The 12,692-nt window shown below is 41.9% G+C and carries 11 protein-coding genes; 2 read left to right on the top strand and 9 right to left on the bottom strand.

Annotated elements, in window-relative coordinates:
• The first annotated feature begins 336 nt into the window (after positions 1-336).
• The gene (locus tag PZB74_RS13030; RefSeq protein WP_302236674.1) at positions 337-1,869 is read left to right on the top strand and encodes a Do family serine endopeptidase; all 1,533 of its coding nucleotides are present in this window, start codon (positions 337-339) and stop codon (positions 1,867-1,869) included.
• 83 nt (positions 1,870-1,952) lie between these two features.
• On the opposite strand, the gene PZB74_RS13025 is transcribed toward PZB74_RS13030, so the two are convergent.
• From PZB74_RS13025 to PZB74_RS13010, 4 genes are all read right to left on the bottom strand, one after another.
• Positions 1,953-4,136, bottom strand: a complete 2,184-nt coding sequence (locus tag PZB74_RS13025; protein WP_302236672.1) for an amylo-alpha-1,6-glucosidase — start codon at positions 4,134-4,136, stop codon at positions 1,953-1,955.
• Between the two features lie 124 nt (positions 4,137-4,260).
• Positions 4,261-5,352, bottom strand: coding sequence for a glycosyltransferase family 4 protein (locus tag PZB74_RS13020; RefSeq protein ID WP_302236670.1), 1,092 nt, complete (start codon positions 5,350-5,352; stop codon positions 4,261-4,263).
• Positions 5,353-5,695: 343 nt separating this feature from the next.
• Positions 5,696-5,887, bottom strand: a complete 192-nt coding sequence (locus tag PZB74_RS13015; RefSeq protein WP_302236668.1) for a YwbE family protein — start codon at positions 5,885-5,887, stop codon at positions 5,696-5,698.
• A gap of 20 nt (positions 5,888-5,907) precedes the next feature.
• Positions 5,908-6,387 carry a GNAT family N-acetyltransferase gene (locus PZB74_RS13010; RefSeq protein ID WP_302236666.1) on the bottom strand — a complete coding sequence of 160 codons (480 nt, stop codon included), beginning with the start codon at positions 6,385-6,387 and terminating at the stop codon, positions 5,908-5,910.
• A gap of 189 nt (positions 6,388-6,576) precedes the next feature.
• On the opposite strand from PZB74_RS13010, the gene PZB74_RS13005 reads away from it, so the two are divergent.
• Positions 6,577-7,713 (top strand): PQQ-dependent sugar dehydrogenase, encoded by a 1,137-nt coding sequence (locus tag PZB74_RS13005; RefSeq protein WP_302236664.1) that lies wholly within the window; start codon positions 6,577-6,579, stop codon positions 7,711-7,713.
• Between the two features lie 33 nt (positions 7,714-7,746).
• On the opposite strand, the gene PZB74_RS13000 is transcribed toward PZB74_RS13005, so the two are convergent.
• The 5 genes from PZB74_RS13000 to PZB74_RS12980 all read right to left on the bottom strand — a co-directional run bounded on the left by PZB74_RS13000 (position 7,747) and on the right by PZB74_RS12980 (position 12,560).
• Entirely contained in the window at positions 7,747-8,328 is a 582-nt protein-coding gene (locus PZB74_RS13000) for a sugar O-acetyltransferase (RefSeq protein WP_302236663.1), read from the bottom strand.
• 58 nt (positions 8,329-8,386) lie between these two features.
• Positions 8,387-8,899 (bottom strand): hypothetical protein, encoded by a 513-nt coding sequence (locus PZB74_RS12995; RefSeq protein WP_302236662.1) that lies wholly within the window; start codon positions 8,897-8,899, stop codon positions 8,387-8,389.
• Between the two features lie 82 nt (positions 8,900-8,981).
• On the bottom strand, positions 8,982-10,373 hold the full coding sequence (locus PZB74_RS12990) for an aminotransferase family protein (protein WP_302236660.1): 1,392 nt from the start codon (positions 10,371-10,373) through the stop codon (positions 8,982-8,984).
• A gap of 2 nt (positions 10,374-10,375) precedes the next feature.
• Positions 10,376-11,701 carry a DUF5690 family protein gene (locus PZB74_RS12985; RefSeq protein ID WP_302236658.1) on the bottom strand — a complete coding sequence of 442 codons (1,326 nt, stop codon included), beginning with the start codon at positions 11,699-11,701 and terminating at the stop codon, positions 10,376-10,378.
• Positions 11,694-12,560 carry a histidinol-phosphatase gene (locus tag PZB74_RS12980; protein ID WP_302236656.1) on the bottom strand — a complete coding sequence of 289 codons (867 nt, stop codon included), beginning with the start codon at positions 12,558-12,560 and terminating at the stop codon, positions 11,694-11,696. The genes PZB74_RS12985 and PZB74_RS12980 overlap by 8 nt, the downstream gene beginning before the upstream one ends.
• Positions 12,561-12,692: the final 132 nt, after the last annotated feature.

Below are 12,692 nucleotides of genomic sequence, written 5' to 3'. Positions count from 1 at the left end.
GTCAGTTAGCAGGAAAGAACATGCTGTTCTTTTTCAGGTCTTCTATATTGGTATATGCTTTGTAATGGCCTTTTTAAACAGAATGTGTTTAGATTAGACAAACTTTTGGTGAGCATGGAAATATTTGTAAGTATACTTTTCATTATTACTATTTTTTTAGCATTGGGAGCTTTAGTAGTGAACTTTAGCCATCCATACTAAGACTAAGCCATAGCTAAATTATATGGCTGAGTAAGCTCTAAAGCAAACCATTCGTTCAAAAGTACATCAACCAGAAGAAATGATGCTATAGTAGTATTGAAGTTTCACTTTTTTATAATGAAAGGAGGTTTTAATATGAAAAGGAGTATTCAAATCTTAGTTTCATCAGTAGTAGGCAGTCTTTTAACCATTAGCCTACTTTATATTTTTGGTGTTTTACCCCCAGAGAAAAAGGTAAAAATTCAGCAACTGTCGTCTATGCCCGCTGTACATCAGGTTACAAATGATATAGCAGGGGCTACTCCACCATTTGACTTTGCTGAGACCGCCGAAAAAGTTATGCCTTCTGTTGTGCAGATTACTTCATCAGTCGCGGACACAGATCCGTTAATTAGAAGATACGAAAGGCGTAGGTCACCAGACCCGTTTAGAGATTTTTTCTTTGATGATGATTTTTTTGATCAGTTCTTTTACCCTTACCGTTCTCCACAACAGGAACCGGAACAAACGGAGCGGTATCGGAGAAGCACGGGTTCTGGAGTGATTATCAATGAAGATGGTTATATAGTAACAAATAACCATGTAATTGATAATGCTGATGAAGTAGAAGTCACTTTACATGACAACAGAAGCTTTAAAGCAACTGTTATTGGAACAGACCCAACTACTGATTTGGCGCTACTTAAGATCAAGGCAAGCCAATTGCCTACACTTCCTTTAGTAGACTCAGACGAAGTAAAAGTAGGAGAATGGGTATTGGCCGTAGGAAACCCTCTTAACTTAAACTCTACAGTTACTGCTGGTATTGTTAGTGCAAAGGGGCGAAATATTAACATTCTGAGAGAAGAATACGCTGTAGAATCTTTTATACAGACTGATGCAGCTATAAACCCTGGTAACAGTGGTGGAGCTCTGGTAAATTTACATGGAGGTCTGGTAGGTATTAATACTGCTATTGCCAGCCCTACTGGATCCTATGCAGGGTACGGCTTTGCGGTTCCCTCAAACCTGGTAAGAAAAGTTGTAGAAGACCTATTAGAATATGGAAATGTACAAAGAGGCGTATTAGGTGTTATGATTCGTGACGTAAACAGTCAGCTAGTAAAAGATAAAGATTTAGAGGTTAACCGTGGAGTCTATGTAGATAGCGTTATGACTGAAAGCTCAGCTCACGACGCTGGCATTGAAGAAGGGGATGTTATCCTGGAGGTAAATGGCACGCATGTTTATACTTCTCCTGCTTTACAGGAATTAATTGCTCAGCACCGCCCGGGAGATGAGGTAAAAATAAAAGTAGATCGTTATGGAAAAGAGAAGGTATTTGATGTACAGCTTAAAAGCAGAGAGGGGCTTACTGCTCTTAAAGAAACCGAAGCTGATGAATACCTAAGAGAGCTAGGAGCTGTACTTCGTCCGGTAGATAAAGAAAAAGCTAAAAAATTAGACATTGAGGGTGGAGTACAAGTAGTCAAACTACATGCTGGTAAGCTCAGAAGTCATACCCGAATGAGAGAAGGCTTTATTATAACTCACGTGGATAAAAAAGCTGTAAAAAACCTGGATGATTTTTCTGAGGCTTTGCAAGAAGCAAAAGGAGGTGCTTTGCTACAAGGCATTTACGAGGATGAGTCTGGAATACATTATTATGGATTAGGAATAGACGCATAAGTAAAAAGGAGGTTATAGGTAGTTAAAATAAAAATCCGCCTTATTAGGGCGGATTTTTTTATGCTAAGCTATTATACTCCATTCTACTTCACTACCATTAGCTTCCATCCTTCGGGTGCATTACGCCAGTTTATACTTACCATTTCGTCTTCTTCATGCCTAATGATCTCAAGATCTACCAGGCTATTGCCTACAGCAAGTTTATGAATGTTCACAGAAGGTAAAAACTCAGGTAGACTAGGTCGGTCAAATACTACTTCTTTATTTTCTGGCAAAATGTCTATATGCAATGTAGATTGTAAAAGCATAAACACCGCAGCTACTGACCATGCCTGAGGAGAGCAGGCTACAGGATAAGCCGTAGGTCCTTCACCCTGCCTTTTTTCAAACCCACAGAAAAGCTCTGGTAAACGTTGCAGGTTAAGAAATAGTGATGCATCAAAAAGACCACGTAGCAATTGGTTCACTTCCGATTGCATTCCGTAGCGGGCGAAGCCCCAGGCTATTAGAGCCACATCGTGTGGCCATACAGAGCCGTTATGGTACGACATAGGGTTATAGCGCACTTCCTGAGAGGAGATGGTACGCACTCCCCAGCCGCTAAACATATCAGGAGCCATCAGTGTTTTTGCTACTTTTCGTGCTTTAGAAGCCTCGGCAATACCAGTAAACAGTAAATGCCCACTGTTAGAAGACTTCACTCTACAGGCTTTCTTGTCTCCATCAAGGGCTAATACGTAGCAGTCCATTTCTTCATCCCAGAAAATTTGATTAAACTTCTGCTTTAAAGAGATGGCTTCTTTTTTCCATTTTTCGGTAAGTTCCTTTTTGCCGAGTAGCCCTGCGAGGCGAGCAGCATGTATCTTGGCAGCATACACATAGCCCTGCACCTCACATAGTGCAATAGGAGCTTTTGCAAGCTCGCCGGTAGCATAAAAAACAGCATCATAACTATCTTTCCACCCCTGATTGGTTAACCCATTAGCGGCTTTGTGCTGGTACTCTACAAAACCATCGCCATCAATATCTCCATAGTTTTGTATCCAATCCATAGCAGAAAGTAAATTTGGCCACAGTTGCTTTATGGTAGCGATATCACCAGTTCGTTTGTGATACATTCCTGCCAATAGCACAAAGAGAGCTGTAGCATCAACTGAACCATAATATCTACGGAAGGGCACTTCATTGAGCATTACCATCTCTCCCCCTCGGGTCTCATGAAGAATTTTACCAGGCTCAGCATCTGAACTTATGTTTTCTTCGGTAGCCTGAGTAGCTGCCAGGTAAAGCAAAACATCTCTACTCAAATGAGGAGATAACCATAAGCTCTGCATAGCGGTAAGCAGACCATCTCTACCAAATGCAGTATTATACCAGGGAACACCCGCATATGGGTATTTGCCATAAGGGGTATCTGCCATCAGCGAAATAAGGTCTGCTTTTGAGCGATTAACCCAATGGTTAAATTGCTCATTGCCGGTATATATCGTCGGAAAATAAGCTTTTGTTTTGTCGAGCTCCGGAGAAAGTTTTCCTCTGGCCTCACCATAGTCTAATACAGAGTAAGATTCCTCACCCAAAACACACTCTACAGTATAATCAAGCAGTACTTGTTGTTTAGGCTTTAATATGACATCATAAAAAACTCTTCCCTCCTCTGTGCTAACTCGTTGAAAAGGCTTAGAAAAAACTATTTGAGTCTTTCTGTGTAGTTGATCAAGCCCCCGGTAATTAAGAATTAGTTTATGCTGATCAACAAACTGATAACCTAGAAATTCACCTCTTTTGTCTCTTTGGAGACCTCTTACTTCAAAAATATCCCTGAAGTCACTATGTATGCGCAGGGAAAAAGTAAGGTTTACACTTTCGTTACTAAAGTTGAGCAACTCTATTTTTTCATGAAAGCGATGGTTACGAACAAATTGGTTTCTTTTGATATGAATATCACCCTGCTGTAGCTTTTTACCATTTATCTGAAGGTCAGGGTTCGTCTGGTCTACTGATAAGATTTCGTTTTCTTCTTTAACAAAAGAACTTAGCAGCACCGGCCGCTCTTCGTTTACTCTAAACTCTAGATGACTCAGATAGCGCGTATCTTTATAGTATAGCCCTTGAGTACCTTTACCATAGGGTATAATATCGCCCCATCTGTCCAGTATAGCAAAACTATCACAATGGTTTAGTACATGAACTCTATCATCCGTATAAGTAGAGTCTGCAGAAATGTAGTACTTGTTATCATCCAGCCTTATTACTTCTTTACTCATAGCATGCTAGATTATTAATTAAAAAATAGCTGCCAGAGGTAGTAGAAAAGCTTTACTTGCTTTTACTTTCCGGCAGCTTTACGATATGAGACAACTAAACAATACTTTGTAATACTCATCCTGATTAGGATGCTAGAAGGCCTCCGCGTTTAAGCCCTTCAGGCTGTTTCGTATGACTGTACGAAGCTCTCGCTAAGGGCACAAGCTGATGGTACAACATTAAGTAGTTCTCTGCCATGACCTTGGCACTAAAGCGTTTCTCAAAACAGTTTCTAACTATTGTTCTATCTAAAAGATCTATGTTATTAACTGCCCTTACAGCTTCTTCAATTGAGTTTACTAAAAACCCACTCTCACCTTTATCTATAACTTCGGGTACTGAGCCATTTTCATAAGCAATGACCGGAGTGCCACATGCCATGGCTTCTATCATTACCATACCAAATGGTTCCGGCCAATCTATAGGGAAAAGTAAGGCTTTCGCATTACCTAAAAATTCATTCTTTTCAGTTTCGCCAATCTCTCCAACAAACTCCACATGAGGTTGTGCCATCAATTTTTTAATAGATTGCTTATAGTATGCTTCGTCTGCTTTATCAATCTTAGCAGCCACTTTTATTTTCATCCCTGCCTTACGTGCTATTTCTATGGCACGATCGGGGCGCTTTTCAGGAGAAATTCTACCGATAAAAGCTAAATACTCTCCCTCTCCGCTACCCTGAGTATAGAGGTCAAGTGGCAAGCCATGGTACACCGTACCCACCCAATTAGCCTGAGGCACAGGCATACGCTGAGAGTTGGAAATGGAAACTACCGGGTGCTCTTTAAATTTATTGTAAACATACTGTAAATCAGGTATATCTATTCTACCGTGGAGTGTAGTTATATGTGCATTTTTTAATAATGCAGAAACGGGAAAATGCAGATAGTCAGTATGAAAATGAATAATATCAAACTCATCACTATGCTCTATAACCTCCTGTAGTTGTACGATATGGTGAGCAAGAGGGTCCTTAACTTTAGGGTTAAGCCTGAGGGCTTCTTTTACATGCCCCTGTAAGCGAGCACTGGTATAAGAGTCTCCCGATGCAAAGAGTGTTACTTCATGTCCCTGTTGGATTAGTTCTTCTGTAAGATATGACACTACTCTTTCTGTACCTCCATAAAGCTTAGGAGGAACTGATTCATACAAAGGTGAAACCTGTGCAATTTTCATATTACCTTTCTTTAATATTGGGTTTAACATTAAGTATTAAGCAAAATGAAAAATTATACATAGTTAGAACTTAGCATCATAAGCATACCTCTACGACCTGTCTTTCAATTTATTATCGGAGATATATAGACCGCTACAAATATGTAGCGGTCAGAGATGCATACCGTAAAAAATTAAGAATATGTAATAAAAAAAATGCTTCAAAATCCCCTATTCAAGCTATGTGCCACGCTTGTACAGTGGGTATTTGGAAGGTGTGCTAAAGGTTAAAATGGCACACCTGATGTCATTCTGACAGACAGCTTGGTTTTACAAGACTAAACCTAATTACATATTTACTGGGCTATTTAATTTTCTTGACCCGCCCTACGGCACCACTCTCCAACCGCACCTTAATTCCATGCGGATGAAAAGCGCTTTTTGTAAGAATGTTTTGCACTACCCCTTCGGTAAGCTTACCTGTACGCTGGTCTTGTTTCAGCACTATTGCTACCTCATCACCTATTTGTATATCGCTTCTGTTCTGTCCGTTCATGGTATTTATAAATGTGTCTGTTATAGTTTCTTGAGCATTTTAATGTCGCAACCGCAGTGCCCGGTATCCCCCAAAGCATTATCTATTACTTTAAACCCAAATTTATGGTATAGGCTACGTGCTTCGTGCATCTGGCTAAGTGTTTCTATATAGATTTGTGCATAAGCAAACTCTTTGGCTTTTTGCAGACAGAGTTCCATGAGTTGTTTGGCAATACCTTTACCCCTGGCCTGGTGCAGCAGAAACATACGTTGCAACTCACAAATATTTTCTTCCGTACCATCCAGTTTTCTTATGCCGCAGCCTCCTACCAGCACATCATTCCAAAAAGCTACATAATAGATTGCACGGGGCTGTTGGTAAGTTTCGTACATACGATCCAGCGTAGGGTCGCCTACTATAGTAGTGCTGGGGTCAACATCAAAATCGGCCATCACCTGGCGTATCACTTGAGCAATGGCAATATTGTTTTCTGCGGTTATCTGACTGATTTTTAGCATAGTATTTCAATGAATTCGCAATCTACTTAATTATTAGGCAGTCTTTTTAGTTTTTGCATACCAAAAATCGCTCAGAATATTTTGCAAATCAAATAAATATAGGACTGGTGCTATAAAGTACACTAGCCAGCCTGTAGAAATATGGTTCAAGATTATTAACTTACCTCTTTGTTATATCCTAAAAGCCTAATGATGAGAAAACTAATAAGCTGTTGCATACTTTCATGCATCACATTTTTATCCTGTGCCCAGTCCAATGTGGTAAGCTCAGAGCAGGAAAGTTATGCGGTAGATACCGTACTTAGCGACCTAACTACCCCCTGGAGCATGGCTTTTCTGCCGGATGCCTCTATGCTGGTGACCGAAAGAGGCGGAAAGCTTAAGCATTTTAACCCTAAAAACGGAGAGGTTAAAGAAATAAAGGGGCTGCCTGAAATTCTGGTGAGTGGACAGGGTGGATTGTTTGACCTGGAACTACATCCTGACTATGAAAACAACGGATGGATTTACATTACCCACGCCTATGCCGAAGGAGGAAAAGAAGGAAATACGGCCTTAATGCGTGCTAAACTAAAAGCTGATGAACTGGTAGAGCAGGAAGTGCTTTTTAAAGGCACCCCACTTCGCAATGCCGGACAGCATTTTGGCGGTAGAATAGAGTTTGACAAAGAAGGTTATCTCTACCTTACAATTGGCGACCGTGGTGCTCGCGAGAATGCTCAGGACCCATCAAATATTCTGGGTACGGTAATGCGCTTTAATGATGATGGCAGTATTCCTGCTGACAATCCTTTTGTTAACGATAAAAGTAAGCGTCCGGAGATTTTCTCATACGGACACCGTAATCCGCAAGGACTGGCTATGCACCCCGAGAGCGGAGAAATATGGGAGCATGAGCATGGCCCTCAGGGTGGAGATGAAATTAACATCGTAAAAAAAGGTAATAACTACGGCTGGCCGGTGATTTCTTATGGAATCAATTACGATGGTAGCCGCTTTACGGATGAACGCGAAAAAGATGGCATGGAGCAGCCCGTCTGGTATTATGTACCTTCTATTGCCCCCTGTGGTATGGATTTCTATACGAGCAGTAAATTCAAAAACTGGCAGGGCGACCTTTTTGTTGGCTCACTCAAGTTTCGCTATCTGGAAAGGCTGGAGTTAGAGGGCGACAAAGTGATTAGCTCAGAAAAACTGCTGGAAGAAATCGGAAGAATCCGCACGGTGCGTGAGGGTCCCGACGGTAACCTATATGTTGTGGTTGAAGCACCTGGTATGATAGTACGCCTTAGCCCCGCCAGCCCGGAAAAAGCTTCTATCAAATAATAAGCTTATATAGCCAGCATAAGTAAACCCGGGCTATTCGTCCGGGTTTTGCTTTTCTTCTTCCAACGGACGGATAACCCGACAGGGATTACCTGCCGCAAATACACCTGCCGGTATATCTCGCGTAACCACACTGCCCGCACCAATTACGCTACGATCGCCAATACTCACTCCGGGGCAAATAATGGCACCACCACCTACCCACACATGTTCTCCAATAGCAATAGGTTTGGCAAACTCCAGGCCTTCTGCCCTCACTTTATGGTCCATAGGGTGAGTAGCTGTGTAAATCTGTACATTAGGCGCAAAAAGAGTATAATCTCCAATGCTTACTTCAGCTACATCTAACACTATGCAATTAAAGTTAAAGAACACTTTCTTACCTACCTTTATATTACTGCCATAATCACAGAAAAAAGGAGGTTGCAACCACAACCCTTCTCCGGCATCAGGGATAAGTTCTTTTAGAATTTTCTCTCTTTTTTCTACCTCATCTTCTCTGCTTTGGTTGAGTTCAAAAATGAGCAGCCGCGCTTTGTTTCTTTCCTCGCTTAGTTGTTGATCAAGTGGGTCGTATAACTCCCCGGCTAGCATTTTTTCTTTTTCAGTCTTCATACATAAAAAATATAGAGCATACTAACATTTAAAAATCAGTCTGTAGGTCTCTTATAAGTTATTCAAATTCGTGATAAGTTCTGCTGTTTGGAAGACTATTGTTGATTTCAGCCAACTTTTGTTTGAGCAGTTGAGTACTTTCATAGTCAGCTTCTTTCCAACTTAGTTTATGCTTTTTACCAGACTTGTCATACAAATAAGCATATAGGCTATGCATCTCAATCGCTTTGAGGTCGTGCAGGGCAAGTTGCTTTTCTTTAGCCCCAGCCCAGCTACGGTAGTGGATATACTCTGAACCAAAACTGATAAACAACTGCTGATCCTGCCTCATAGCTAAAACCCCACGATAAATAAAAAGTATACCCAACCATAAGCCCAAACTATAAGGGATGATATTTAACAGGTTAAAGTTAGGCATTCTTCTAAAGAGCCAGTTGATCATGATAACAAGCTGAAAAAGCAAAGCTATAAGCCCCAGGCTAAAATAAATGATACGGTAAGAGCGGTTTTCCATATACTTTTGATGGGCATTGGCTCGTAAGGAAATTCTTTCTGTCTCAGTATTCTTCATCGCTTAAGTAAAAAAGTTGTTGGTTGTAGTATTAAAAAGTATCTTTTTGCCTACCTCAATTATGAAGTTTCCGGCTATTCCTCTAGGCATGGTCAAGTTGCTCATCCGCCAGCAGTAGAGCATCATCTATAGCCTCTACTAAAAAGTCAATTTCCTCTTTTTGTACGATCAGGGGTGGCACTATCCAGATACCAAACTTATCCGAGGGGATATAGATATTCCGCTCTTCCAGCAGGTATTGAGAAATATCAGAAACTACCGTTTTCTTATATTTTTCAGTAACTTTTCTGAGTGGCTCTTTAGTACGTCTGTCTTTTACGAGTTCCAAAGTATAGAACAAGCCTAGCCCTCTTACATCTCCTATAGATATGTGTTTTTCTTTAAGTGCTAATAGTTTTTCTCCTAAATAAGTACCCATCCGCGTCGTATGCTCCAGTATATGTTCCTCTTCCAGGGTTTCTATACTAGCCAGGGCCGCGGCACATGAGAGTGCATGACCCGAGAAGCTCTGCCCTATGCCAAAAATATTATCGTCAAATGAGCGAGCTATCTTCTCTGAGAATATGGTAGCAGCCAATGGACTGTACATACCTAATGCTTTACCCATAATAACAATGTCTGGCTCTATGCCATAGTGCTCTATCGCCAGCATTTTACCAGTACGCCCCATACCTGTCATGGTTTCGTCCACTATGAGCAGTATATCGTGTTCGTCGCAGATACTTCTTAAACGGGGAAAGTATCCGGGAGGAGGAGGAATAATACCATTAGAACCTACAAGCGGCTCTACCAGCACTGCTGCTACTTTACCCGAACCTCCTTCAAAAGTGATCATCTGTTCCAGATAGTTGGCACATGCCATACTACAGTTGGTCTCTTCCAGCCCAAAAGGGCAACGGTAGCAATAGGCATCCGGCCCATATACAAAGCCAGGCACATTAAATGGTTCCTGAAACCAGCGCCTGGGATCTCCACTCGCAGAGGAGGCCATGGCAGTAGAGCCGTGCCAGGAGCGATACCTGGATATAATTTTATACGGAAAGGGGTATTGTGAGCTTCCTTCCAAACTTTCTTTTCCATCCTTTTGCAGGCGATTATACTGGTACATACGTGCGGCTTTAATGGCAGCCTCTACAGCATTAGCCCCACTCTGAGAAAACCACACCTTTTTGTTGGGGCTTCCCGGCGTTATCTTGGCTAGTTTTTGTGCCAGAAGAGCAGTAGGTTTAGTAGCAAAGTCATCAGTAACATATACAGCTTTTTCCATCTGCGCTTGTATAGCCTGCATCACTTTAGGGTGCCTGAACCCAAGATTGATACATTCATGTGCACTGCGCAGATCAAAGATCTTACGGCCATCTTGGGTATAAATCCAACAGCCTTCGGTCTTTTCTACTGCCAGAGGCTGGTAATCTTTCTGGGCAGACCAGCACTGCATCATGTACTGAGCCTGAAGTTTGGCAATGTCATCCATAATTAAGCCAGCACCTCCTGTGGCGAACTTTCTCTAACAACGAATTCTTTGGCTCTCCAGTGCAGTATACGATGTCGGAAATACAGCATTGATAGTATCATAAGCGCAGTACCTAAAAGCGTAATTACATAGGCTGATGAGATAAAAAAACGTAGCCAGCTCAGCTCTCCGTGCCCAAAGTTTTTATAAAATAACACACCCACACTACCCAGATAACCGAAGGAGTCTGCCACATAGATCATGAAACCGGCCGTACCGGCGTATTTGAAAGCAGCCAGCAGTCGGTCAAAAAGTATGCTGTTAAAAGGCACATACCCCAGGTAGAGGCCCAGGCCTACTAATGTCATCCATAGCGGTGGGCTTAACCATTGCTGCTCAAAAGCAAAAGTGCTGGCACCAATCAGTATGAAACCTGTAGAGATAAGAAAATGGTAGGTTTTTAATGCTTTGGCATTGCTCTTTATCAACATAAGTAATCCCATAATTAGCAATACTGCCAGGGCTACGGGCAGTTCTGTCTGGGTATAGATGCCTACATCTTCACCATAGCCCAGTGCGATCCATATCTCCCGGGCAAAGTTGTCTCTGAAATCTCTAAAGGCTGTAAGCAAGGCATAAGAGATGACCAGCAGTACTATGCCAGGAGCGAACAGGCGCAAAAACTCCATTCTTTCTGCTTTTTTCATAGGTTTGCGTTTGGTACGTAGCCGTTCATCTTCCGGTGTAGGAGGAGGCATCTGGTTGAGCATCCATACAAAAAAGATTAGGGGCAAGGCAAACAGCATTCCGCTTACAAAAGGCATCCAAAGGTTAGACACCCCCCAGTCCAGTAGCACCCAGGCCCCTACTGTCTTAACAAAGCCTGACGAAAAAATAAAGCTGATGGACAAACCCGCACCCAGTATTTCGGTGAGCTTGCGCCCTTCCAGATAGGCAAATACCAGCCCCCATACCATACCTAGCGGAAGACCATTCAAAAACAAAAAAATGATGTTATAAGGAGCAGGTACTACAGCAAAGAGTAGCAGGGAAACTCCGGCAGCCCCTACCATCAGCAGAATGGAAAACGCACGTTTGTTACCACTCATTTCGGAAACCACTTTTATTCCGATAAATTTGGAAAGGGTATAGCCCAGCACCTGAGCTGTAATCAACCATATTTTATAATCTACTCCCCATAGTGATGTGTCGCTGAAGGTAGCCACTGCAAAGGGCTTACGAAAAGCATACATGCAGGAGTAGGTACAGAAAGCTGCAAGTATAGCATAGACAGAGAAAGCCCAGGAATTGGTATTGCTGAGCCAATGAGAAATTTTGGTGTTAGGCATAGTCTAGTCCTTTGGTAGTAAGTTTTATATCTTGCCACTGGCCTTGTAGAAGCACCCGACAGTGTGTATACCCTATCTTCAGCAGCAATTCGGCGGTTTCTTCAAAGCAGGATGTGATCTCTCTGGGGTGGTGGGCATCGGCATTTAGCATGATAGGTATATCCAGTGCTTTCATCCTTTTAAGTATCGGTGGGCTAGGATATGTCTCTGTACTTTTTTTCTTATAGATACCCCTGGTATTTACCTCAACTATAAGTCCGCTTTCCTTAATCAGTTGCAGAGTCTGTTCTACAGCATGCTGGTACCAGTCCTCTTTTTCGCTAAACAGTTTACCCTCTTCACTTTGGATTTTTATTTTATCCAGATGACCTATTATATGGGGCGGATCTTCAGTAATCATCTGCCGAATCAGGGCATAGTAACGCTCTATGGCCTGCCGGATATCCCCTTTAAAAATTTGCTGTAGCCCCTCCATAAATACCTGATGCGTACCATCAATTTCCCAGGGTCTGTCATCTTCAAAAAAATCCACAAAGTGTACCGAGCCTATAGTATAATCCAGACCTAATCGTTGAATACGCTCATGACCAGGCCCTGCTACATGAGGGATGTAATCTACCTCCATCCCCAGGTATATTTCTATGGAGTGCTGTAAGCCTGTTCTTAAAGCTTTAATCTCTCTAACATAGGCATCAGCTTCCTCAGCTTTCATCGTCCAGGCTATATCATAAGGCAAAGGAGCATGAGAAGAAAAGCCATAGGCGGGCATTTGCTGCTGAAGAGCTGCTTCTAGATACTCAGCCGGTGTGCCTTTACCATCACAATAGTAGGTGTGTCCGTGATAATTGGTAAATCCCATCTTTCTTATTTTATGATCTCGAAATTAGAAAAAATTATACGGGGAGAGATTAAGTTAATATTACCTTTTAATGAATATTGTTGAATATTGATCAACTTAAGACAATAAACTTTAGAATTAACAATAACTTAA

It is taken from the genome of Porifericola rhodea, from assembly GCF_030506305.1.
In the GTDB taxonomy this organism is placed as follows: domain Bacteria; phylum Bacteroidota; class Bacteroidia; order Cytophagales; family Cyclobacteriaceae; genus Catalinimonas; species Catalinimonas rhodea.
The sequence above is the reverse complement of the archived record's forward strand: the minus strand, read 5'-3'. Positions and strand labels throughout refer to the sequence as shown.

Excerpts from the sequence above, each read along its gene's own strand:
- PZB74_RS13000 (WP_302236663.1), bottom strand. The coding sequence starts at position 8,328 with ATGAAGACTGAAAAAGAAAAAATGCTAGCCGGGGAGTTATACGACCCA.
- PZB74_RS12995 (WP_302236662.1), bottom strand. The coding sequence starts at position 8,899 with ATGAAGAATACTGAGACAGAAAGAATTTCCTTACGAGCCAATGCCCAT.
- PZB74_RS12990 (WP_302236660.1), bottom strand. The coding sequence starts at position 10,373 with ATGGATGACATTGCCAAACTTCAGGCTCAGTACATGATGCAGTGCTGG.
- PZB74_RS13025 (WP_302236672.1), bottom strand. The coding sequence starts at position 4,136 with ATGAGTAAAGAAGTAATAAGGCTGGATGATAACAAGTACTACATTTCT.
- PZB74_RS12980 (WP_302236656.1), bottom strand. The coding sequence starts at position 12,560 with ATGGGATTTACCAATTATCACGGACACACCTACTATTGTGATGGTAAA.
- PZB74_RS12985 (WP_302236658.1), bottom strand. The coding sequence starts at position 11,701 with ATGCCTAACACCAAAATTTCTCATTGGCTCAGCAATACCAATTCCTGG.
- PZB74_RS13020 (WP_302236670.1), bottom strand. The coding sequence starts at position 5,352 with ATGAAAATTGCACAGGTTTCACCTTTGTATGAATCAGTTCCTCCTAAG.
- PZB74_RS13005 (WP_302236664.1), top strand. The coding sequence starts at position 6,577 with ATGATGAGAAAACTAATAAGCTGTTGCATACTTTCATGCATCACATTT.
- PZB74_RS13030 (WP_302236674.1), top strand. The coding sequence starts at position 337 with ATGAAAAGGAGTATTCAAATCTTAGTTTCATCAGTAGTAGGCAGTCTT.
- PZB74_RS13010 (WP_302236666.1), bottom strand. The coding sequence starts at position 6,387 with ATGCTAAAAATCAGTCAGATAACCGCAGAAAACAATATTGCCATTGCT.
- PZB74_RS13015 (WP_302236668.1), bottom strand. The coding sequence starts at position 5,887 with ATGAACGGACAGAACAGAAGCGATATACAAATAGGTGATGAGGTAGCA.